The sequence below is a fragment of the Brevundimonas sp. genome (assembly GCF_036400995.1).
Taxonomy (GTDB): domain Bacteria; phylum Pseudomonadota; class Alphaproteobacteria; order Caulobacterales; family Caulobacteraceae; genus Brevundimonas.
On sequence record NZ_DASWWG010000055.1, the window covers coordinates 26,992 to 46,827 of the forward strand.

Below are 19,836 nucleotides of genomic sequence, written 5' to 3' on the forward strand. Positions count from 1 at the left end.
GTTCGAGGGGGCGGTCCGCAGGGGCCGCCCCTTCTGCTTTTGCCTCGACCCTCGCCCCTCAGGCCTCGACCCTTCCCTGTTTCAGACCGAAACAATCCGAAACCCGACTTTCATTTCGCGCTTGCGAAGACATCGCTAACCAACACGTGGGGCGAACTCCGCACGCAGAGGCGGGGCGCAATTGAGAAGAGAGTTCGAGTTTGTCGGTCCGTAACGACCATCTGCAGAAGACGACCGTCGCGCCCGCGATCATCGCCGGCGTGGGCGTGCACACGGGCGACCGCGTGCGTCTGGCCGTGCGCCCGGCGCCGGTCGGCACGGGCATCGTCTTCGTCCGCACCGACATCACCGACCGCGACAACCGTATTCCGGTCTCGGGCGAGGCCGTCGTCGACGCCCGCCTGAACACCATGATCGAGAACGCGGCGGGCGTGCGCCTGTCGACGATCGAGCACCTGATGGCCGCCTTCGCCGCGCTCGGCGTGTCGAACGCCGTGGTCGAGGTGGACGGCCCCGAGCTGCCGATCCTGGACGGCTCGGCCCTGCAGTTCGTCCAGCTGCTGGACCGCGCCGGCTTCCGCAAGCAGGAGGCCCCGGTCGAGTACATCGAGATCCTGGAGCCGATCCGCGTGCAGGAAGGCGACAAGAGCGCCGTCCTGCTGCCCTGCGACCGCTATGAGATGCGGTTCGAGATCGACTTCCCGACGCCGGTCATCGGCAATCAGGTCGTGGACTTCGTCGTCGACGAGAAGACCTTCCGCGACGAGATCATGGCCGCCCGCACCTTCGGCTTCGCCCATGAGGTCGAGGCGCTGCGCAAGGCCGGTCTGGCCCGCGGCGGCAGCCTCGAGAACGCCGTGGTCATCGACGGCGACCAGATCCTGAACCCGGGCGGGCTGCGCATGGAGCGCGAGTTCGTGAAGCACAAGGCGCTGGACGCCATCGGCGACCTGTACGTCCTCGGCGCGCCCCTGCTGGGCCGCTACGAGGGCGTGAAGGCCGGTCACGCGATCAACAACCTGCTGGTCCGCGAACTGCTGGCCAACCCGCAGGCCTGGCGCGTGGTCACCCGCGTGCCGCAAATGGCGATGGCGGGCTGAAGCCCCAGTATCAGCCCAGGCTGATCGCGCTCATCAGCCGCCCGAAGTCCGGCTCTCCATTCAGGAACGCGCGGCGGTTCGAAAAGAACTGCGCCTCGTCCGCCCGCGTGTCATGGCCGGTCCACGCCGCCTGACCCACGTTCGCCTGTTCCAGGCGCCAAAGGACAAAACCGGGCAGGTCGAACAGCCTCTTGTCCGGGGCGGAGCCGGGGACGAAGAAGCGCTCGCTGCCCGGATCATGGTGGGCGAAACGTTCCTCGAAGTCGGCGCCGACCTCATAGGACGCCTGCGCGATGCAGGGGCCGACGACGGCGACGATGCGCGAGGGGTCGGCGCCCAGAGCCTGCATTGAGGCGACGGTGGAGTGGACCACGCCGCCCAGCGCGCCCTTCCAGCCCGCATGGGCCGCGCCGACGATGCCGGCCTCGGGGTCCGCCAGCAGGACCGGGGCGCAGTCGGCGGTCAGGACGCCGCAGACGACGCCGGGCGCGGCGGTGGCGACGGCGTCGCCCTCGGGCCGCTCCCCCTTCCAGCCCGCCTCGGCGACGCGGCAGACGGCGGAGTGGATCTGGTAGCAAGCGGCGATGTCGTCCGGCGTCCCGCCCATGTGGGCGGCGATGCGACGGCGGTTCTCGGCCACGGCGGCGGGATCGTCGGTGGAGCCCAGGCCGGTGTTCAGGCTGTCATAGAGGCCGCCCGATACGCCGCCGCGGCGGGTGAAGAAGCCGTGGCGGACGCCCGCGCGCTCCAGCAGGGGGTGGGTGATCGGCTCCAGCGACATGGCTATTCCTCGAAGCCCGGCACGACCAGGGTGTGCGGAGAGAAGATCGCGCAGGCCTTGAACAGGGTTCCCATCTGGTCGTCGTCGGTCAGGCGCGCCAGTTGCCGGTCGATGACGGGGGCGGCGTCGGGGCGGCCGGACTTCAGCCGGTCGGCCCGGGCCTCGATGCCCAGCCGCGTCAGGAACTCGCCCTGGCCGAGACAGCCGGTGACGCCGGCGCCGGCGTGGACCGCCGCCTCCTGCACGGTGGGGAAGTCGGCCCACTGGGTCAGGTCGGCCTCGCCGGGTTCGGCCAGCGGATCGACCTTCTGATGGCGTTTCAGGGCCTGCAGGGTGTCTCCGGCCTCCGGCTTCGACCGGCCGTAGTCGATCATCAGGGCGGCGCCGCCCGAGGCTGTGAGCAGGGTCGCCAGATCGCGGCCGAAGACGGCCTGCTGGTCGGAAATCTCGACCGTCTGGCCCGGCTCGACCTCGTAGTCCGGGCGGCGGAAGCCGCCGGTGATCCGCACCAGACCGAACTGCAGCTCGCCGCCGCCGCTGTCGGCGTCGCTGACGCCCACGCAGCGCTCGGCCCAGCCGTCCTCGGTCTTCACGAACTGACGGGCGGGCAGGCAGTCCAGCACCTCATTGGCGATCAGGATCACCGGGGCGTCGGTCTCGATCTGCTGCAGGGACGACACCCAGCGGGGGTGGACGTCGCTGTCGGCGAGCATACGGGCCTGGGCCGCGCGCAGGGGGGCGCTGGGCTCGATCAGGATCAGGTCGACCGCCTGCAGGAAGTCCGGCGCCAGCCGGGCGGCGCGCAGGGCGTCGGCCATCAGGGTGCCGTCGCCGGGGCCGACCTCGACCAGCCGGACCCGCTCGGGCGCGCCCAGCCGATGCCAAAGCTCGACCGCCCACAGGCCGATCAGTTCGCCGAACATCTGGCTGATCATCGGCGCGGTGATGAAGTCGCCGGTCGCGCCGAGGGCGGGGCGGGTCGCATAGTAGCCGTCCTGCGGATCGTGCAGGCAGCGGGTCATGAAATCGGCGACCGTCATCGGTCCCGTCAGGGCGATCTCACGCGCCAGCCGGTCCTTCAGGCTCATGACGTCAGGCCGAGACCGGCGGGCGGCTCCAGGCGCGCCAGATCAGCCACAGGCCGATCAGCATCATCGGCGTGGACAGGATCATGCCCATGGTGAGGCCGAAGGGCAGGTGGTCGAGGCCGACGTCAGGCTGGCGCACCGTCTCCAGCAGGGCCCGGATCAGGCCGTAGCCGAGCAGGAACAGGCCGGTGACGTAGCCCGGCTTGCGCAGCAGGCCGCATTTCCAGACGGCGAAAGCCAGAAGACCCAGCAGGAAGACGCCCTCGAGGCCCGCCTCATACAGCTGGCTGGGGTGGCGCACGACGTCGCCCGGACCCTGGCCCAGGTATTCGCAGGTCGCGCCGTAGATGTCGCGGGCCCGCTGGTTGCAGAAGTTCACGCCCCACGGGACGGTTGTCTCGCGGCCCCACAGCTCGCCGTTGATGAAGTTGGCCAGGCGGCCGAACATCAGGCCGAAGGGGGCGGCGGCCAGGGCGATGTCGCCGATGGTCAGGATGCGCACCTTCGAGCGCAGGGCGAACAGCACGACCGCCAGGGTGCAGCCCAGCAAGCCGCCGTGGAAGGACATGCCGCCGTCCCACAGACGGAAGAGGGCGAAGTTGTCCGGCCCCGCGAACAACTGGGCGTACAGGTGCGGCTGGTAGAACAGGGCGAAGCCGAGACGGCCGCCCAGGATGATGCCCAGGGTGACCCACAGCACCAGGTCGTCCAACTGCTGGGTAGAGATCGGCGGCTTGCCCGGCGCCCACAGGCGCTCGGTCTTGATGATCCGGGCGGCGTACCACCAGCCCAGGACGATGCCCGCGACATAGGCGAGGGCGTACCAGCGGATGTCCAGCGGACCGATGCTGAACCACACCGGATTGAACTCGGGAAATTGCACGGGCGCTCCTGACGGCGTTTCCTCGGAGGCGAGGTTTAGCAAGCGTCGCCGATCCCGTCCCCGAATTTTCGGTAACGCCGTCGCGGCGCTTTCGCCGCATCCATGACAAGGTTTCGTTCACCATATCGGGTCAACCTTCGTTAACCCTGCTCACCTGTCCGAGTCGGAGCGTCAGAGACCCATGCAAAGCCGCAATCCCTTCCTCGACGAGTTCTCGAAACTGGCCACCGGCGCCATGGGCCTGGCCCAGACGGCGGGGGAGGAAGCCAGGACCGCCATGCGCGCCCAGGCGGACCGCTTCGTCGCCGAAATGGACCTGGTCCGGCGCGACGAGTTCGATGCCCTGAAGGCGGAAGTGTCGGCTTTGCGTGAGGAAATCGCCGCGCTGAAGGCCGCCAAGACGCCTCGCAAGGGAACGTCCACAGCGACTGTTCCCCCTCAGGACGCAGCCGGTTGAGCCGAATCTGCGAACCCGCCTACGGTTCCTTAACAGGGCGTGAGTCGCGCCCGAGGAAGAGTTGATGGACGCCGTTCGGCCCGAAGAAATCGATACCCCCTTCGATCCGCTGGACGTGGTCGAGCATGTGCTGGTGGCGGAAAACCTTCCGTTCGACCGCACTGACGAAGGCGACCTGGCCTTCTCGCTGGCCGGGGACTGGAAGGACTACGAACTGTGGTTCGCCTGGCGTCCCGAGGGCGACTGCCTGCAGCTGTGCTGCGCGCTGGACCTGCAGGCCTCCAAGGCCCGTCGCGGCGCCGCCTATGAACTGGTCGGCCTGATCAACCAGCGCACCTGGATGGGCCATTTCGAGGTCTGGGCCGAGGACGGCGAGATCGTCTTCCGCCATTCACTGGCCCTGCCGCTGGGCGAGCGTCCGACCCTGGCGCAGGCCGCGTCGATGATCGACGCCGCCGTCGAGGCCGCCGACCGCTACTACCCGGCGTTCGACTTCATGATCCGCGGATCGAAGAAGCCGCAGGAGGCGATCGACGCCTGCCTGTTCGAGACCGTCGGCACCGCCTGATCCGATGACCGGCTATGCCGACAGGCCCGTGGTTCTGGTGGGCTGCGGGCGGCTGGGGTCGGCCCTCGTCGAGGGCTGGCTGGCCACCGGCGCGGTCGATCCGAAGGACCTGATCATCCTGACCCCGTCGGAGAAGCCCGTGGCGGAAGCCGCGCGGGCGCGCGGCGCGCGGGTCAATCCGCCGATGGAGGCCCTGCACAGGCCGCGGGCCGTGGTGCTGGCGGTCAAGCCGGCCATCTGGCGGGCGGCGGTGCAGCCGCTGATCGCTGCGTTCGATCATCCGGGCGTGACCGTCTCCCTGATGGCGGGGGTTCGGGCGGCGGATATCGGCGGCGTCATGCCGGGCGTGATCACCCGGGTCATGCCGACCACGGGGATCGCCCAGGCGCGCGGCGTGGCCGCCCTGTGGGCCGACGCGGATCAATGGCGGGACGAGGTGCGGCCGCTGTTCGCCCCGATCGCCGACGTCGTCGAGCTGGAGCATGAGGCGTTGATGGACGCGGCGACGGCCGTGGCCGGATCGGCGCCGGCCTTCATCTACGCCTTCGTCCAGGCGATGGCGGAGGCCGGCGTGGGGCAGGGGCTGTCAGAGGAAGCCGCGATGCGGCTGGCGCGCGGCGCCCTGCGGTCCGCGGGCGCGGGGCTGGAGACAGGGGAGGGGCTGGACGCCCTCATCGCCCGCATCGCCTCTCCGGGCGGCACGACGCGGGCGGGGCTGGACGCCATGAGCGAGGGGGGCGACGCCGCCCGCGCGGCCGAAGCCGCCGTCAGCGCCGCCGTGGCCCGCGCGCGGGCGCTCAGCGGCTGACGTAGCGTCCGGCGGCCAGGTTCGAGCCCAGACGGCGATAGGCGCGATCAGCGTCCTGCCAGACCGAATAGCCGCGCACGTCGCCCAGATTGGTCGAGAACCAGCGGTAACGGACCGGCTGCACCGTGCCGTCGGCCAGGGTGATCTGTCCCTCGATCTCGGCGCCGCCGATGGAGATGCTGCGGATCGGGTCGAGGCCCGGACGGTCCAGCGCCTGCTGGAAGGTGGGGCGGTTGGGCTTCAGGTCGGTCAGGACCAGATCGATGCGGGCGCCGGCCAGCTCGGCGTCGCCTGCAATGGCGCGCGACACCACCTCGGCCAGGCGATCAACCTGGGCCCGCACCTCGCGGTCGCCGAGCCCGGCGGTCTTTTCCTGAAGCTCGCTGCCGAGAGTGACGTTGACGGTCGGCTGGGCCGCCGCGACGCCGGCGAGGGCCGCCGTGACGGCGAAGGGCACGAGAAAGGCGAGTTTGCGCATGACAGTCTCCGGATCTACCCCGATCTGACCGGAAAGATGGGCGCTCCGGTGGGGCTTGGCAACGGCTAGCCCGGCATGCGGATCAGGGCGCGCAGGCCGCCCAGATCGCTGCGCTCCAGCAGGATGTCGCCGCCGTGGCCGCGGGCGACGTCGCGGGCGATGGCCAGGCCCAGCCCGACGCCCTTGCGGTTCTGGTTGCGGCTCTCGTCCAGCCGCGAGAAGGGCCGGAAGGCCTCCTCATGCATGTCGTCCGGAATGCCGGGGCCATCGTCCTCGATGGCGATCTCGAAGCCCCCGGAGGGCAGGGGGCGGGCGGTCAGGCGGACGTGCTCGCCGTGGGCGGCGGCGTTGCCGGCCAGATTGATCACCGCCCGCTTGAAGGCCAGCGGCCGGACGGCGGCGGTCAGGGTTTCGGGCGCGACGACCTCGACCTCGGCCCCGGCGCGGCGGGCGTCTTCCGCGGCGGCGGCCAGCAATTCGGGGATGGAGACGTCCTGCGCCGCCTCTCCGGCCTCGCCGCGGGCGAAGGCCAGATACTCGTCGATCATGTGCTCCATCTCGTCCATGTCGCCGCTCATGGCCTCGGCGCGCTTGAACGGCGGGGCGAGGGCCAGCTCCAGACGCAGGCGCGTCAGGGGCGTGCGCAGATCATGGCTGACCGAGGCCAGCAGGGCGGTGCGCTGGTCGATGTGGCGCTGGATGCGGTCGCGCATATCCATGAAGGCGCGGGCGGCGGCGCGGACTTCGCGGGCGCCCGAGGGCTTGAACCGCTCGCGCGGCTCACCCCGGCCGAAGGCCTCGGCCGCCTCGGCCAGCCGCTCGATGGCGCGGACCTGATTGCGGATGAACAGGATGGCCACGCCCATCAGCAGGACGGTGGCGATCAGCAGCCACAGCACGAAGATGTGGGCCTGGGTCGCCACGGCGCGCTCGCGCGGGGCGATGATGCGCAGCACGCCCTGCGGCTGCTGCACGCGGATGTCGACGTAGGCGGGGTAGCGGGTGGTGTCGAACCAGACCGGCTGGTCCACCCGGGCCTTCAGCGCGCGTTCCAGCGTGCGGTCCACCACGCCCAGCGCGCCGCGACGGGTCTCGCTGGGCAGGGTCTCGCCCTCCTGCAGGGCGATGGACAGGGACATGGAGCGCTGGGCCCGCTCGGCGATCACCTCGAGGTTCCGGGGCGTCGGGTCGTCGGCATAGCTTTCGGCCGCCCAGGCGATGTCGCCCGCCAGCCCGTCGGACAGGCGCGCGGTCACCGTCTGCCAGTGCATGTCGAAGAAGGCCCAGGTGACGGCCACCTGCATGACCAGAACCGGCAGGACGATGATCAGCAGCGACCGGCCCCACAGCGAGGTCGGCAGACGCCGCTTCAGGAAGCGCGGCCAGAGGGCGGCGGGCAGAAGCCTCAATGTCCTTCCCCCCTTGCGGGGGAAGGTGGCAGGCGGAGCCTGGCGGATGGGGGGTGAAACACCGCCCTGTCCTGTTTCCCGGAGACCGCCGAGCGGTGTCGGCCAGCCCCCCCATCCGAGCCGCTCCGCGGCCCACCTTCCCCCGCGAGGGGGGAAGGAAGATGGAGCGCGGCCGTCATCAATCCGGCGCCAGCATGTAGCCCACGCCGCGCACCGTCTGCAGGTAGCGCGGGTTCTTGGGGTCGGCCTCCAGCTTGCGGCGCAGGCGGGTGACCTGGACGTCGACCGCGCGGCCGGTGATGTCGGCGGTGTCCGGCGACAGGCTCATGCGCTCGACCGGGGCGTGGGCGTGGATGGCCAGGGTCTTCAGCAACTGGGCCTCGGCCTCGGTCAGGCGCTGGGGCTTGCCGTCCTTCAGCAGTTCCAGCCGCTCCATGTCGAACACCGCCGGCCCCAGCTTGATCTCGCGCGGGGTCAGGGGCTTGCCGCCGGTGCGACGCAGGATGGCGTCGATGCGCAGCGCCAGCTCGCGCGGGTCGAAAGGCTTGGACATGTAGTCGTCGGCGCCGCGGGACAGGCCCTCGATGCGGTCGTCCGGATCGCCCTTGGCGGTCAGCAGCAGGACCGGGGTCCTGGACGTCTCGGCCTTGGAGCGGATCCAGGTCGTCAGGTCGAAGCCGCTTTCGCCCGGCATCATCACGTCCAGCACGATCAGGTCGAACTCGATCAGCTCGACAAGGCGTTTGGCGGCGGCCGCGTGGGCGGCGCCGGTGACGCGATAGCCCTCGCGGGTCAGGAATTCCTTGAGCAGTTCACGGATGCGGTCGTCGTCGTCGACGACCAGCAGGTGACGACCCGCGCCGGGGCCCGCGATAGGGCCTGAACGGCCGTAAGGACGCACGTCCGTCATGCGGATGCGACCTTGTACGCGCGACAGGCGTTGACCTGAGCGATTCCGGCGGGTCTAACCCGGGGAGTTTCGCGGGAGACGTTATTCAATGGCCTTCGTTCCTTTCGACGATCGTGACGGCTGGATCTGGATGGACGGGCATTTCGTGCCCTGGCGGGACGCGAAAACGCACGTTTTGACCCATGCCCTCCACTACGGCTCGTCGGTGTTCGAGGGTGAGCGTATGTATGGCGGCGAAATCTTCAAGCTGACGCCGCATTCGGAGCGTCTGAAGCGCTCCGCGAACCTGCTGGATTTTGATCTTCCCTACAGCGTGGCCGAGATTGACGCCGCCTGCAAGGAAACCTGTGAAAAGATGGGGCTTTCGGACTGCTATGTGCGTCCGGTGGCCTACCGCGGTCCGGAGCAGGTCAGCGTCTCGACCATCAACAACAAGACCCACGTCGCCATCGCCGTGTGGGACTGGCCCAGCTATTTCGATCCGGAGACCAAGGCGAAGGGGATTCGCCTGGAGTGGGCCAAGTGGCGCCGGCCGGACCCGATGACCGCCCCGTCGGCGGCCAAGGCCGCGGGCCTGTACATGATCTGCACCATGTCCAAGACCGCCGCCGAGAAGCGCGGCTACTCGGACGCGATGATGCTGGACTGGCGCGGCTATGTGGCCGAGGCCACCGGCGCCAACGTCTTCTTCGTGCAGGACGGCGTGCTGCACACCCCGCCGGTCGACGCGATCCTGGACGGCATCACCCGCCAGACCGTGATCGAAATGGCCAAGGCCAAGGGCATCGAGGTCGTGGTGCGTCACATCCGTCCGGAAGAGCTGGCCACGTTCAGCGAGTGCTTCCTGACCGGCACGGCCGCCGAGGTGACCCCGGTCAGCGAGATCGGCGAGTACCGCTTCACCCCGGGCGCGCTGAGCCTCGGCCTGATGGAAGACTACGGCCGGCTGGTCCGCGGCCAGCTCTGATCAGGGCGTCGGGGCGGTCTCCGGTTCGGGGGCGGGTTCGGCCTCCAGCCGGCTGGCCATGCCTTCGGCGACACGACCGGACGTGCCGCCCGCGACGACGGTGCTGACGGCGTACAGGCTTTCCAGATAGGCGCGGTCCCAGCGGGTCAGGGACGGCTCCTGCGCGCGCGTCGTGTCGAACAGATGCAGGATCGACGGCGTCGGCGGCGAGGTCTCGGGATCGATCTGGGCCAGGGCCGCCATCGAGACGTAGTCCGACACCTGATTGAAGTTCGCTTCGTCGAAGGCGGCCATCTCCACGATGATGATGACCTGCATCAGGTCGTCGCGAGATCGCTCATTGATGCGTGACGGCTCCACCTGGTTGCCGTAAGCCCCGAGGTCCGCAGGGCTTCGAATTGGACGACCGGCGGAAAACGGGAACTGTCCGGGCAGTCGGATGATCGGCATGCCGGTGTCGGAGTTCACCGGCAGGCTGATATGCCACCAGCGGATGCGGGCGCCGGAGCTTTGGAAGGCCTCCAATGCCGTTTCACCGGCATCGACGCCACTGGCTCCGATACGAAACTCCCTTGAGCGTGACCGAACCAACGCGCGCGCCGTGGCGTCGCCGTCATCGGTGGCGATGACGAAAATGTTGGGCGCGCAACCGGGGTTGCCGGTCTGGAGGCCGAGACTGTGGCCCCAATCCAGCACGCGGTCGGCCATGGCCTGCGCGGCGTCGGGCCGGATGCCGCTGACGCCCACGCAGATCGGGTCGCGCCAAGCCGCCGCCTTGCGGCCCGGCGCGGGGGCCGAGACCGATTCCACGAAGGCGCGGCTGGTGCGCTGCAACGGCGTGGCCGCGACGGTCACGTCCTCCAGCTGCGTCGGCTCCTGCGCCTGAGGCGTCGAGGGCGGAGTCTGGGCGTAGGCGGAGGCGCCGGCGAGAAGGATGGACGCCACAAGGAGGGGAAGGCGGAGGCCGGAAAACGTCACTGACATCGACTGCGTACTCCAAGGGTGCGTCCACTATGGAGAGCAATCCAGCGTTGTGGCAAGGCCGAGCTTGGCGGCGCGCGTCGTCGTCGAAGGAGGGCGCCTCCGGCCGCCCATGCGTGCGCCCCGCTTGCCAGATGCGACAACCTGTCGTTCAAGGGCTGCGGTGACCGGCGACGCGCCGGTCGGGGAAGCGTTGATGTTCAGCCTGTTGAATCTGCAGAGCCTGCTGGGGCTCCTTGTCATCCTCGGCGCCTGTTGGGGCCTGTCGGAGAACCGTCGCGCCTTTCCGTGGAAGCTGGCCATCGGCGCGGTGGTCGTGCAGGCCGCTCTGGTGCTGGTGCTGTTCAACCCGGCCTCGCGCGGGGTGCTGGAAGCGATCAACGGCGCCGTCGACGGCCTGGCCGAGGCGACGGCCAAGGGCACCAACTTCGTCTTCGGCTATCTGGCGGGCAAGCAGTTCGACCAGCCGTACGCCGTGCAGAACGAACAGGGGCTGTTCACCTTCGCCTTCAACGTCCTGCCGCTGATCCTGGTGATCTCGGCCCTGTCGGCCCTGCTGTGGCACTGGAAGGTGCTGAAGTGGATCACCTACGGCTTCGGCATCCTGTTCCAGAAGACGATGGGGCTGGGCGGCGCCTCGGCCCTGGCGGTGGCGGCCAACATCTTCCTGGGCATGATCGAAAGCCCGATCGTGATCCGCGCCTACCTGGACAAGCTGACCCGGTCCGAGCTGTTCCTGATGATGGTGGTCGGTCTGGCCACCGTGGCGGGCTCCACCATGGTCGCCTACGCCCTGATGCTGGAGGCGACCCTGCCGAACGCGGCCGGGCACGTGCTGGTGGCTTCGATCATCTCGGCCCCGGCGGGCATCCTGCTGGCCCGGGTGATGATCCCCGAGAAGCCGGGCGAGGGCGGCGCCTACGCCGAGTATGACTCGGCCCTGAAATACGACAGCGCCATCGACGCCATCGTGAAGGGCACGTCGGACGGCCTGATGGTGGTGCTGAACATCTCGGCCGTGCTGATCGTCTTCGTGGCGCTGGTGGCGCTGGTGAACATCATGATCGGGGCGGTCTTCCCCGGCATCAGCGTGGAATGGCTGTTGAGCTGGGCCTTCGCCCCGGTCGCCTGGCTGACGGGGGTGGAGTGGGCCGATGCGCGCGAGGCGGGCCTGCTGCTGGGCACCAAGCTGACCCAGACCGAGTTCAAGGCCTTCATGGATCTGGGCGCCGTGCCCGCGGCCGAACTGAGCCAGCGGTCGCGGATGCTGATGACCTACGCCCTGTGCGGCTTCGCCAACATCGGTTCGGTGGGCATCACCGTCACCGGCCTGTCGGTGCTGATCCCCGAACGGCGCGAGGAGGTGCTGGGCATGGTCTGGAAGGCCCTGTTCGCAGGCTTCCTGTCGACCCTGATGACGGCGGCCATTGTCGGAGCCATGCCGGGCTCCATATTCGGCTGAACCGAAGGGCCGACCTGATGAAGCTGTACACCTCGCACCGCGCGCCCAATCCCCGCCGGGTCCGCTGGGTCCTGGCCGAGAAGGGCGTCGAGGACGTCGAACTGGTCGAGCTGGACATCATGGTCGGCGAGCACCGGACGGCGGAGTACCGGGCGAAGGTCGGGGTGCCGCACGTGCCGGCGCTCGAACTGGCCGACGGCACGACCATCTCGGAGTCCGTCGCCATCTGTCGCTATCTGGAGTCCGTCTATCCGGAGCCCAACCTGTTCGGTCGCGACGCGGCGGAGCAGGCGGTGATCGAGATGTGGACACGCCGCTGCGAGTTCTATCTGGCCAATCCGATCATGCTGAACGTGCGCCATTCCCACCCGGCTCTCGCCGCGCTGGAGGCGACCCAGCTGCCGCAGGTGGCCGAGTACAACCGGCTCTCGGCCGAGAAATTCATGAAGACCTTGGACCGCCGTCTGGCCGACCATGAGTTCATCGCCGCCGACCGTTTCACCATCGCCGACGTGGTGGCGGTGGTCGGGCTCGATTTCGCGCGCCTGATCAAATACCGGCCGCCCGAGGAGTTCACCCATCTGGCCCGCTGGCTGGACGCCGGTCGCGCCCGCCCGGCGGCAAAGGCGGGCGTCTAGTTCCGCGCCGCCAGCAACGGCGCGACCTCAAGCGCCGTCTGGACCGCGTCGTACTCGGGCTCATAGCCGATCAGCCGCTTCGCGCCGCTGAGGTCGAAGGTCTGGGACCAGGCCAGGGTCGCCAGCGTATAGGGCGTCAGCACCGGCTCGGGCTGCCCCGGCAGCAGGCGGTTGAGGTTCTCGGACACTACGGACAGGGTCTGACCGAGGATCAGGGGCAGGGGAACGATCCTCACCGGGGTCCCCAGCGTGTCCGCCAGCTTGCGGACCAGTTCATTCAGCGGGATGGCCCGGCCGGAGGTCACGTTGACCACCTGTCCACCGGCCGTCTGGCGGTGCGCGTCGGCCAGCAGGAAGGCGCGGGCGGCGTCGCGGTGGTCGGTCATCTCCACCAGCGCCCGGCCCTTGCGGAACAGGGGGAAGCGCCCCTGTTTCACCAGCCTGAGCAGGCGCGGCAGCAGGACCGCATCGTCCGGCCCGACGATGGCGCGGGGGCGCAGGGACACGGTGCGGAAGCCCGGCGCGTCGGCGGCGCGCACCAGCCGCTCGGCCTCGCCCTTGGTGCGGGCGTAGGCGTTCAGCGGGCGCGGATTGGGCAGGCTGGCCTCGGTCAGGTCGGTCTGGTCGCCCCAGCGGGCGAAGATCGAGGGCGAGGAGACGAAGATGAAGCCGTCGGCCCCGCCGCGCCGGGCGGCGCCCAGCAGGCGGCGGGTCAGCTCGACATTGGCGCGGTCGAAGTCGGCGTCGGGGCCCCAGGGGCTGGACAGGCCCGCGGCGTGGAAGACCACGTCGATGTCGCGACAGGCCGCGTCCGTCTGCTCCAGCAGATCGCCGCCGAACGGCTCGGCGCCCATGGCCCGCAACCGCTCCAGCGCCTCCGGTTTGCGGCCCGAGCCGCGCACCGCATAGCCGGCGTCCAGCAGGGCGCGGACCAGCGACAGGCCGAGACCTCCGGTGGCTCCGGTGACCAGCGCCCGCCGGGTCACGGCTTCGTCGCCCGCGCCGTCAGCACGTCCAGCACGTCCTGCAGTTTCAGCCCCCGCGCATGCAGCAGGACCAGCAGGTGGTAGATCAGGTCGGCGGCCTCGGACGCGACTTCCTCGTCCGGACCGGCGGCGCCCGCCAGTGCGGTCTCGACCCCTTCCTCGCCCACCTTCTGGGCCACCCGCTTGGGCCCCTCGGCCAGAAGGCGGGCGGTCCAGCTCTCGGTCGGATCGGCGGCGGCGCGGACGGCGATGGTCTGTTCCAGACGCGCAAGACGGCCCAAGCCGGGCGCATCCTCGTCACCGAAGCAGCTGACGCGGTTCAGGTGGCAGGCGTTGCCGACGGGGCGGACCTTCAGCACCAGGGCGTCGCTGTCGCAGTCGGGAGTGATCGAGACGACGTGCAGCCGGTCACCCGAGGTCTCGCCCTTGCGCCAGCGCCCGCCCCGCGAGCGCGAGAAGAAGGTCGCCTCGCCGCTGTCCACCGTCTCGTCGAAGGCGGCGCGGTCCATATAGGCTAGGGTCAGCACCTGCAGGGTCGCGGCGTCCTGCACCACGACCGGGATCAGGCCGTCGCCCTTGGCGAAGTCGAGGGTGTTCGGATCGATCATGGTCTCACCTCGATCCCTGACCGGATCAGGAAACTCTTGAGCTCGGGGATGGGCAGGGTCCCGGTGTGGAAGACGCTGGCGGCCAGCGCCCCGGACACGTCGGCCTGTTCGAACACGTCGCGGAAATGCCCGGCGGCCCCCGCGCCGCCCGAGGCGACCAGCGGGATGGTCAGGCGAGACCGGGCCTCGGCCAACTGGGCCACGTCGTAGCCCTTGCGGACCCCGTCCTCGTCCATGCAGTTCAGCACGATCTCGCCGGCGCCGAGCCTTTGCGCCTCGACGATCCAGTCCAGGGTCCGGCGGCCCGAGCCCCGGCTGGCGGCGGCGTCGCCGGTGTACTGGTGCACCACCCAGTCGTCGCCCGAGCGCTTGGAATCCACGCCGACCACCACGCATTGCGAGCCCAGCCGGTCGGCCATCTCGGCGATCAGTTCGGGGCGCTCCAACGCCGGGGAGTTGATCGACACCTTGTCCGCGCCGTGATCGAGGCATAGCGCCGCCTGTTCGACCGAACGAATGCCGCCCGCGACGCAGAAGGGGATGTCCAGCAGCCGGGCGATGTCGCGCACCCAGCCGTAGTCCAGCGTCCGGCCCTGCGGGCTGGCGGTGATGTCGTAGAAGACCAGCTCGTCGGCGCCCTGATCCCGATAGCGGGCGGCCAGTTCGGCGGCGTCGCCCATGTCGCGGTGCCCCTCGAAGCGCACGCCCTTCACAACCCGGCCGTCCTTCACGTCCAGGCAGGGGATAATACGGCGGGCCGTCATGCGCGGGCGGTCTCCAGCGCCTGCTCCAGCGTGAAGCGACCCTCGTACAGCGCCCGGCCGATGATGGCGCCGGACGAGCCGACCGAGCGGGCGCCGGTCAGGTCGGTCAGGTCGGCGACCCCGCCCGAGGCCTGCAGCCACAGGTCGGGCCGGCGCTGGTGGATCTCGGCCAGCAGGTCGAGGTTCGGCCCGGTCAGGGCGCCGTCGCGGCCGACGTCTGTGACCAGCAGGTGTTTGGCGCTGCCGGCCGGATAGCGATCCAGCGCTGCCCACAGGTCCACGTCCGCCGCCTCGGTCCAGCCCTTCAGGGCCGGGATGTAACGGTCGCCGTCCGCCTTCACGTCGATGGCCAGGGTGATGCGGTCGGCGCCGAACCGCTCCAGCCAGCCCAGCACCTCGTCCGGCTTCGTCACCGCGAGCGATCCCACCACCACCCGGCTGACCCCGGCGTCCAGCAGGCGGGCGACGTCGTCTGCGCTGCGCACCCCGCCGCCGGACTGGATGCGGATGTCGATGGCGGAGGCCAGTTCGCCGATCAGCTCATGCTGCATGGCCCGACCCGCCTCGGCGCCGTCCAGATCGACGATGTGCGCCCAGGTCGCGCCCGCCGCGCGGAAGGCGGCCAGCCGCTTGGCCGGGGCGTCATCGTAGTGGGTCACCTGATCGAACTTGCCGTGCATCAGTCGGACGCAGACGCCGTCCCGCAGGTCGATGGCCGGATAGACGATCATGCGTCCAGCTCCAGGAAGTTCTTGAGAATACGGGCGCCGGCCTTGGCCGATCGCTCGGGGTGGAACTGGCAGCCCCAGCGGTTGGCCTGTCGCACGACCGCCGGGACCACGCCGCCGTAGTCGGCCCGCGCAAGGGTCGCCGGACCGTCGGGGCAGACGAAGCCGTGGACGAAATAGGCCCAATCGTCCTCGCCCAGCCCCTCCAGCAATGGATCGGGCTGAACGACGTCGAGCCGCGACCAGCCCATGTGCGGGACAGGCAGGGCCGGCCCGGGCTCAAGCGCGCGGACGCGACCGGGGATGAAGTCGAGCAGGGGCGTGCCCCCGCCCTCGTCACTGTCTGCGAACAGTAACTGCTGCCCCAGACAGACGCCCAGCAGGGGGCGAGGGAAGGCGCGGATCGCGTCCGTCAGGCCGAGTGTGTCCAGACGGCTCATCGCATAGCCCGCCTGACCGACGCCGGGCAGGATCAGCCGCTCGGCTTCGGCGACATCGACCGGATCGCTGGTCAGGCGCACGGCGGCGCCCAGTCGCTCCAGCGCGAACTGGACCGAGGCGACATTGCCCGCGCCGTAGGTGAGGACGGTGACCGACTTCACAGCACCCCCTTGGTCGACGGCACGGCTTCGCCCTCGACGCGGATGGCCTGTCGCAGGGCCCGGCCGAAGCCCTTGTAGGCGGCCTCGGTCTTGTGGTGGTCGTCGTCGCCCGTGACCTTGATGTGGACCGCCGCGCCCATGGCCTCGGCCAGCGAGCGGAAGACGTGGGCGGTCAGATCGGTGCGGTACTCGCCGATGAAGGGGGTGGCGAAGGTTCCCTCGAACAGGGGATAGGGGCGCCCCGACAGGTCGATGGCGACATGGGCCTCGGCCTCGTCCATCGCCAGGACGAAGCCGTAGCGGGCGATGCCGCGCCGTTCACCCAGCGCCTGCTTCAGCGCCTGACCGAGCGCGATGGCGCTGTCCTCAATCGTGTGGTGCGGGTCGGTGTGCAGGTCGCCCTCGCACGACAGGGTCAGCGAGAAGCCGCCGTGGGCCGCGATCTGCTCCAGCATGTGATCGAAGAAGCCGACGCCGGTCGAGATGATCACGGGGCCGGTCGCATCTAGATCGACCGCGCAGACAATGCGGGTCTCCTTGGTGTCGCGCACGGCCTGACCGGTGCGGTTGGCGCGCGCCTTGGCGGGGGCGAGGTCCAGCGCGATCAGCAGCCGGTCGTTGATTTCCGCCTTGGCCGAGACCGGCAGGCGCAGCCGCTCTCCCGCCTTCTCGGCGACGACGCCGTAGCGGGTCAGGGCGGTCAGGACGGCCTCGGGGTCTGAGGGGCGGGCCATCAGCACCGGGCCGAAGCCGGGCTCGATGGTCATCTCACGCGACAGGGCCTTGGCCAGCCGCTCGCGTTCACGACGCACGGCGGCCAGCCGTTCCCTCGTCTCGATCAGGCGCGACGGATCGAGCGCCTGCAGGGCCAGCCGCACCGACACTTCCGGCAGGGCGTAGGGCTCCAGCACGGAGGCCAGCCGTGCCAGCGCCTCCGGCTGTCCCAGCGCCGCGCCGACGCGGGCGCCGGCCAGACCATAGGCCATGGACAGGCTGCGCAGGACGATCAGGTTCGGCTGGCCGGCAATGGCTTCGACGGCCGAGGCGGCGTCGGCGTACTCGGCCATGCCCTCGTCCACGACCAGCAGGGCCGGAGCGACCCGCGCGGCCATCTCGGCCACCGCTTCCGGCGACCCGAGCGCGCGCAGGATGACCGCGCCGGTCTCACCGTCTCCCGAACGATAGAGGGCGGCCAGGGCGCGGTATGGCTCGGCGTCCGGCGCCTCGACGGTCAGGCCGTCACGGGCGGCCAGCCGGAAGACCAGCTCCAGCCCGTGGGTCAGGCCGCGCACCGGCAGCACCTGATCGGTGGGCAGGCCATAGACCTCGCCCATGCGGGCCGCGAGGACGGCGGGCGCGGCGGGATAGCGGTCCAGACCCTCACCGCCCGCGACCAGCGGAGGGAAAGGCGCGGGAAGGTTCTTCATTGGCCCGACCTCAGGTCCGCCGCGCGGGCGTGGGCCTCAAGCCCCTCCATCCGCGCCAGTTGGGCGGCCACCGGGGCCAGGGCGGCGGCGCCCGCGGCGGTGACGCACTGCACCGACATCGAGGTCATGAAGCTGGCGGTGGTGATCCCGCCCACGGTCCGGGCCGCGCCGTCGGTCGGCAGGACGTGGCTGGGTCCGGCGGCGTAGTCGCCCAGGGTCTCGGCGGCGAAGGGGCCGACGAAGACGGCGCCGGCGGCGTTGATCCGGGGAACCCACTGGTCGGCGTCCAGAGTCTGGATGGCCAGGTGTTCGGGGCCGTAGAGGTTCGACACCTCGCAGGCCTCGGCGATGGTCTTCACGCGGATGACGCGGCCCTCGGCCAGGGCGGCGCGGGCGATGTCGGCGCGCGGGAGGGTCTCCAGCTGAAGCTCGATCTCCTCCAGCACGCCGTCGATCAGGCCCCGGCTCTCCGAGACGAGAACCACCTGGGCGTCGGCGTCGTGCTCGGCCTGGCTCAGCAGGTCGGCGGCCGCGGCCACCACGTCGGCGTCGCGGTCGGCGATGACCAGCAGCTCCGACGGACCCGCGGGCATGTCGACGGCCGGGCCGCCGGGCAGGGCGGCCGCCTGCTTCTTGGCCTCGGCCACCCAGGCGTTGCCGGGACCGAACAGCTTGGCGACAGGCTCGATCTCGCCGTCGTCGAAGGTCGCGCCGAAGGTCAGGGCCGCGATGGCCTGGGCCCCGCCGATCAGCCACAGGTCTTCGAGGCCCGCCTCGGCGGCGGCGACGATCATGGCGGGGTGCGGCCGGCCGTCCTTCGACGGCGGGGTGACGGCCACGCGCCGTCCGACCCCCGCCACCTCCGCCGGAATGGCCAGCATCAGCAGGGACGAGAACAGGGGCGCGGTCCCGCCCGGCACATAGAGGCCCGCCGAGCCCAGCGGCCGCCAGGCGATGCGCGAGCGGACGCCGGGCCGGGTCTCGACCCAGTCGCTGTCCTCGGGGCGGGTGGCCTGATGGAAGATGCGCACATTCTCCGCCGCGATCTTCAGCGCGCGGGTGGCGGCGGGAGGCAGGGCGGCGCGGGCGTCGGCCACCCCCTGATCGGTGATGGCGATCCGGCGGGGCGCGGCGCCGTCCAGCTTAAGGCTCCACTCCGTGACGGCGGCGCCGCCGCGCGCCTGCACGTCCTCGAAGATGGCGCGCACGCCGTTGGTGACCTGCGCGTCGTTGCGCCGGGCCGGGCGAGCCAGGGCCTCGCGGCGTCCGGCGGCGTCGAGGGAAGACCAGTCGATGAGGCGCATCACATCATCTTCTCGATGGGGAGGACCAGAATGGCCGAGGCGCCGGCGCCCTTCAGCCTCTCCAGCGTTTCCCAGAACACGGCTTCCTGACAGACAGCGTGCACGGCGACGGCGTCGTCGCGGCCGGACAGCGGCATGACCGTCGGCGCGCCCGCGCCCGGCAGGATGGCGGTGATCTCATCCAGCGCGGCGCGCGGGGCGTTCAGCATCACGTATTTGGCGCCCTGCGAGGCGACGACGCCGCTCATCCGCTCGATGATGCTGTCCAGCAGTTCGGCCAGTTGCGGCTCGGGCGCGACGGGCGAGCGGATCAGCACCGCCTGCGATTCCAGCACCGTGTCGCGGGCGGCCAGTCCGTTGGCCTCGATGGTCGCTCCGGTGGACACCAGATCGCAGATGGCGTGCGCCAGCTTCAGGCGGGGGGCCACCTCGACCGCGCCGCGCATGGTGACGATGTCCGCGCTGACGCCCTGCGCCTCCAGATAGCGGCGCAGCACGCGCGGATAGGAGGTTGCGATCCGCTTGCCGTCCAGCGAGGCCGGTCCGGCGTAGTCCAGCGTCGGCGGCACGGCGATCTTCAGCGTGCAGCGGCCGAAGCCCAGCGGCATGACCACTTCGGCCGTCGGGCCGCCGTTGCGGCCTTCCTCCAGCACGTTCTCGCCGACGATGCCCAGATCGCAGACGCCGTCGGCGACGAAGGTGGGGATGTCATCGTCACGCACCCGCAGAAGGTCGATGGGATAGTTCTCGACCCGGTAGAGCAGGTCGTTGTTGCCCTTCACGACGCGCAGGCCGGCGTCACGCACCAGATCGAGGCTGCGTTCGGACAGGCGGCCGGATTTCTGGACGGCGATGCGAAGCCGTCCCTCGACAGTACTCATGATCTC

Annotated in this window: 22 protein-coding genes; 7 read left to right on the top strand and 15 right to left on the bottom strand. The window is 70.3% G+C overall.

What is annotated here, in order from left to right; translation table 11 throughout:
- Positions 1–200: 200 nt before the first annotated feature.
- Positions 201–1,100, top strand: coding sequence for a UDP-3-O-acyl-N-acetylglucosamine deacetylase (gene lpxC / locus VGE03_RS07560; protein ID WP_331045867.1), 900 nt, complete (start codon positions 201–203; stop codon positions 1,098–1,100).
- A gap of 10 nt (positions 1,101–1,110) precedes the next feature.
- On the opposite strand, the gene pgeF is transcribed toward lpxC, so the two are convergent.
- From pgeF to lgt, 3 genes are read right to left on the bottom strand one after another with little or no spacing between them, the layout of a single operon-like run.
- Positions 1,111–1,881, bottom strand: coding sequence for a peptidoglycan editing factor PgeF (gene pgeF / locus VGE03_RS07565; RefSeq protein ID WP_331045868.1), 771 nt, complete (start codon positions 1,879–1,881; stop codon positions 1,111–1,113).
- Between the two features lie 2 nt (positions 1,882–1,883).
- A complete protein-coding gene (locus VGE03_RS07570; protein WP_331045869.1) occupies positions 1,884–2,969 on the bottom strand; it encodes a class I SAM-dependent methyltransferase in 1,086 nt (361 codons plus the stop codon).
- 4 nt (positions 2,970–2,973) lie between these two features.
- Positions 2,974–3,852: a prolipoprotein diacylglyceryl transferase gene (lgt, locus tag VGE03_RS07575; protein ID WP_331045870.1), complete on the bottom strand. Its 879-nt coding sequence runs from the start codon at positions 3,850–3,852 to the stop codon at positions 2,974–2,976.
- Between the two features lie 181 nt (positions 3,853–4,033).
- On the opposite strand from lgt, the gene VGE03_RS07580 reads away from it, so the two are divergent.
- From VGE03_RS07580 to VGE03_RS07590, 3 genes are all read left to right on the top strand, one after another.
- On the top strand, positions 4,034–4,309 hold the full coding sequence (locus VGE03_RS07580; RefSeq protein WP_331045871.1) for an accessory factor UbiK family protein: 276 nt from the start codon (positions 4,034–4,036) through the stop codon (positions 4,307–4,309).
- 64 nt (positions 4,310–4,373) lie between these two features.
- Positions 4,374–4,877 (top strand): YbjN domain-containing protein, encoded by a 504-nt coding sequence (locus tag VGE03_RS07585; RefSeq protein ID WP_331045872.1) that lies wholly within the window; start codon positions 4,374–4,376, stop codon positions 4,875–4,877.
- Between the two features lie 4 nt (positions 4,878–4,881).
- Positions 4,882–5,685: a pyrroline-5-carboxylate reductase family protein gene (locus VGE03_RS07590; protein ID WP_331045873.1), complete on the top strand. Its 804-nt coding sequence runs from the start codon at positions 4,882–4,884 to the stop codon at positions 5,683–5,685.
- Here the strand turns inward: VGE03_RS07590 and VGE03_RS07595 are convergent.
- The 3 genes from VGE03_RS07595 to VGE03_RS07605 form a co-directional block, all read right to left on the bottom strand.
- Complete coding sequence (locus VGE03_RS07595) at positions 5,675–6,163, bottom strand: hypothetical protein (protein WP_331045874.1); 489 nt, start codon at positions 6,161–6,163, stop codon at positions 5,675–5,677. The genes VGE03_RS07590 and VGE03_RS07595 overlap by 11 nt on opposite strands.
- A 65-nt stretch (positions 6,164–6,228) precedes the next feature.
- The gene (locus VGE03_RS07600; RefSeq protein WP_331045875.1) at positions 6,229–7,572 is read right to left on the bottom strand and encodes an ATP-binding protein; all 1,344 of its coding nucleotides are present in this window, start codon (positions 7,570–7,572) and stop codon (positions 6,229–6,231) included.
- 178 nt (positions 7,573–7,750) lie between these two features.
- Positions 7,751–8,482, bottom strand: coding sequence for a response regulator transcription factor (locus VGE03_RS07605; protein WP_331045876.1), 732 nt, complete (start codon positions 8,480–8,482; stop codon positions 7,751–7,753).
- A gap of 88 nt (positions 8,483–8,570) precedes the next feature.
- On the opposite strand from VGE03_RS07605, the gene VGE03_RS07610 reads away from it, so the two are divergent.
- The gene (locus tag VGE03_RS07610) at positions 8,571–9,449 is read left to right on the top strand and encodes a branched-chain amino acid aminotransferase (RefSeq protein WP_331045877.1); all 879 of its coding nucleotides are present in this window, start codon (positions 8,571–8,573) and stop codon (positions 9,447–9,449) included.
- Here the strand turns inward: VGE03_RS07610 and VGE03_RS07615 are convergent, their stop codons facing one another.
- Positions 9,450–10,394 carry a hypothetical protein gene (locus tag VGE03_RS07615; RefSeq protein ID WP_331045878.1) on the bottom strand — a complete coding sequence of 315 codons (945 nt, stop codon included), beginning with the start codon at positions 10,392–10,394 and terminating at the stop codon, positions 9,450–9,452.
- A gap of 232 nt (positions 10,395–10,626) precedes the next feature.
- Here VGE03_RS07615 and VGE03_RS07620 point away from each other — a divergent pair, with 232 nt between their 5' ends.
- Together VGE03_RS07620 and VGE03_RS07625 are read left to right on the top strand one after the other, a co-directional pair.
- The gene (locus tag VGE03_RS07620) at positions 10,627–11,892 is read left to right on the top strand and encodes a NupC/NupG family nucleoside CNT transporter (protein WP_331045879.1); all 1,266 of its coding nucleotides are present in this window, start codon (positions 10,627–10,629) and stop codon (positions 11,890–11,892) included.
- Between the two features lie 17 nt (positions 11,893–11,909).
- The gene (locus VGE03_RS07625) at positions 11,910–12,530 is read left to right on the top strand and encodes a glutathione S-transferase (RefSeq protein ID WP_331045880.1); all 621 of its coding nucleotides are present in this window, start codon (positions 11,910–11,912) and stop codon (positions 12,528–12,530) included.
- Here VGE03_RS07625 and VGE03_RS07630 read toward each other — a convergent pair.
- Genes VGE03_RS07630 through hisG form a run of 8 tightly spaced genes read right to left on the bottom strand, consistent with a single transcriptional unit; the run spans position 12,527 to position 19,830 of the window.
- A complete protein-coding gene (locus tag VGE03_RS07630) occupies positions 12,527–13,516 on the bottom strand; it encodes an NAD-dependent epimerase/dehydratase family protein (protein WP_331045881.1) in 990 nt (329 codons plus the stop codon). The two genes, VGE03_RS07625 and VGE03_RS07630, sit on opposite strands and share 4 nt — an antisense overlap.
- A complete protein-coding gene (gene hisIE, locus VGE03_RS07635) occupies positions 13,513–14,124 on the bottom strand; it encodes a bifunctional phosphoribosyl-AMP cyclohydrolase/phosphoribosyl-ATP diphosphatase HisIE (RefSeq protein WP_331045882.1) in 612 nt (203 codons plus the stop codon). Before hisIE ends, VGE03_RS07630 begins: the two co-directional genes overlap by 4 nt.
- Positions 14,121–14,888, bottom strand: a complete 768-nt coding sequence (gene hisF / locus VGE03_RS07640; protein WP_331045883.1) for an imidazole glycerol phosphate synthase subunit HisF — start codon at positions 14,886–14,888, stop codon at positions 14,121–14,123. The genes hisIE and hisF overlap by 4 nt, the downstream gene beginning before the upstream one ends.
- On the bottom strand, positions 14,885–15,619 hold the full coding sequence (gene hisA / locus VGE03_RS07645) for a 1-(5-phosphoribosyl)-5-[(5-phosphoribosylamino)methylideneamino]imidazole-4-carboxamide isomerase (protein ID WP_331045884.1): 735 nt from the start codon (positions 15,617–15,619) through the stop codon (positions 14,885–14,887). Before hisA ends, hisF begins: the two co-directional genes overlap by 4 nt.
- The gene (hisH, locus tag VGE03_RS07650; RefSeq protein ID WP_331045885.1) at positions 15,616–16,218 is read right to left on the bottom strand and encodes an imidazole glycerol phosphate synthase subunit HisH; all 603 of its coding nucleotides are present in this window, start codon (positions 16,216–16,218) and stop codon (positions 15,616–15,618) included. The genes hisA and hisH overlap by 4 nt, the downstream gene beginning before the upstream one ends.
- Positions 16,215–17,645: an imidazoleglycerol-phosphate dehydratase HisB gene (gene hisB / locus VGE03_RS07655; protein WP_331045886.1), complete on the bottom strand. Its 1,431-nt coding sequence runs from the start codon at positions 17,643–17,645 to the stop codon at positions 16,215–16,217. Before hisB ends, hisH begins: the two co-directional genes overlap by 4 nt.
- Positions 17,642–18,949, bottom strand: a complete 1,308-nt coding sequence (hisD, locus tag VGE03_RS07660; protein ID WP_331045887.1) for a histidinol dehydrogenase — start codon at positions 18,947–18,949, stop codon at positions 17,642–17,644. Before hisD ends, hisB begins: the two co-directional genes overlap by 4 nt.
- A complete protein-coding gene (hisG, locus tag VGE03_RS07665; protein WP_331045888.1) occupies positions 18,949–19,830 on the bottom strand; it encodes an ATP phosphoribosyltransferase in 882 nt (293 codons plus the stop codon). The genes hisD and hisG overlap by 1 nt, the downstream gene beginning before the upstream one ends.
- Positions 19,831–19,836 lie beyond the last annotated feature (6 nt).

Bases quoted from the DNA above. Each gene is read 5' to 3' on its own strand.
- pgeF (WP_331045868.1), bottom strand. From the start codon at position 1,881: ATGTCGCTGGAGCCGATCACCCACCCCCTGCTGGAGCGCGCGGGCGTC.
- VGE03_RS07610 (WP_331045877.1), top strand. From the start codon at position 8,571: ATGGCCTTCGTTCCTTTCGACGATCGTGACGGCTGGATCTGGATGGAC.
- VGE03_RS07590 (WP_331045873.1), top strand. From the start codon at position 4,882: ATGACCGGCTATGCCGACAGGCCCGTGGTTCTGGTGGGCTGCGGGCGG.
- hisG (WP_331045888.1), bottom strand. From the start codon at position 19,830: ATGAGTACTGTCGAGGGACGGCTTCGCATCGCCGTCCAGAAATCCGGC.
- VGE03_RS07625 (WP_331045880.1), top strand. From the start codon at position 11,910: ATGAAGCTGTACACCTCGCACCGCGCGCCCAATCCCCGCCGGGTCCGC.
- hisB (WP_331045886.1), bottom strand. From the start codon at position 17,645: ATGAAGAACCTTCCCGCGCCTTTCCCTCCGCTGGTCGCGGGCGGTGAG.
- hisF (WP_331045883.1), bottom strand. From the start codon at position 14,888: ATGACGGCCCGCCGTATTATCCCCTGCCTGGACGTGAAGGACGGCCGG.
- hisD (WP_331045887.1), bottom strand. From the start codon at position 18,949: ATGCGCCTCATCGACTGGTCTTCCCTCGACGCCGCCGGACGCCGCGAG.
- VGE03_RS07570 (WP_331045869.1), bottom strand. From the start codon at position 2,969: ATGAGCCTGAAGGACCGGCTGGCGCGTGAGATCGCCCTGACGGGACCG.
- VGE03_RS07595 (WP_331045874.1), bottom strand. From the start codon at position 6,163: ATGCGCAAACTCGCCTTTCTCGTGCCCTTCGCCGTCACGGCGGCCCTC.
- VGE03_RS07620 (WP_331045879.1), top strand. From the start codon at position 10,627: ATGTTCAGCCTGTTGAATCTGCAGAGCCTGCTGGGGCTCCTTGTCATC.
- VGE03_RS07605 (WP_331045876.1), bottom strand. From the start codon at position 8,482: ATGACGGACGTGCGTCCTTACGGCCGTTCAGGCCCTATCGCGGGCCCC.
- hisA (WP_331045884.1), bottom strand. From the start codon at position 15,619: ATGATCGTCTATCCGGCCATCGACCTGCGGGACGGCGTCTGCGTCCGA.
- VGE03_RS07585 (WP_331045872.1), top strand. From the start codon at position 4,374: ATGGACGCCGTTCGGCCCGAAGAAATCGATACCCCCTTCGATCCGCTG.
- hisIE (WP_331045882.1), bottom strand. From the start codon at position 14,124: ATGATCGATCCGAACACCCTCGACTTCGCCAAGGGCGACGGCCTGATC.
- VGE03_RS07580 (WP_331045871.1), top strand. From the start codon at position 4,034: ATGCAAAGCCGCAATCCCTTCCTCGACGAGTTCTCGAAACTGGCCACC.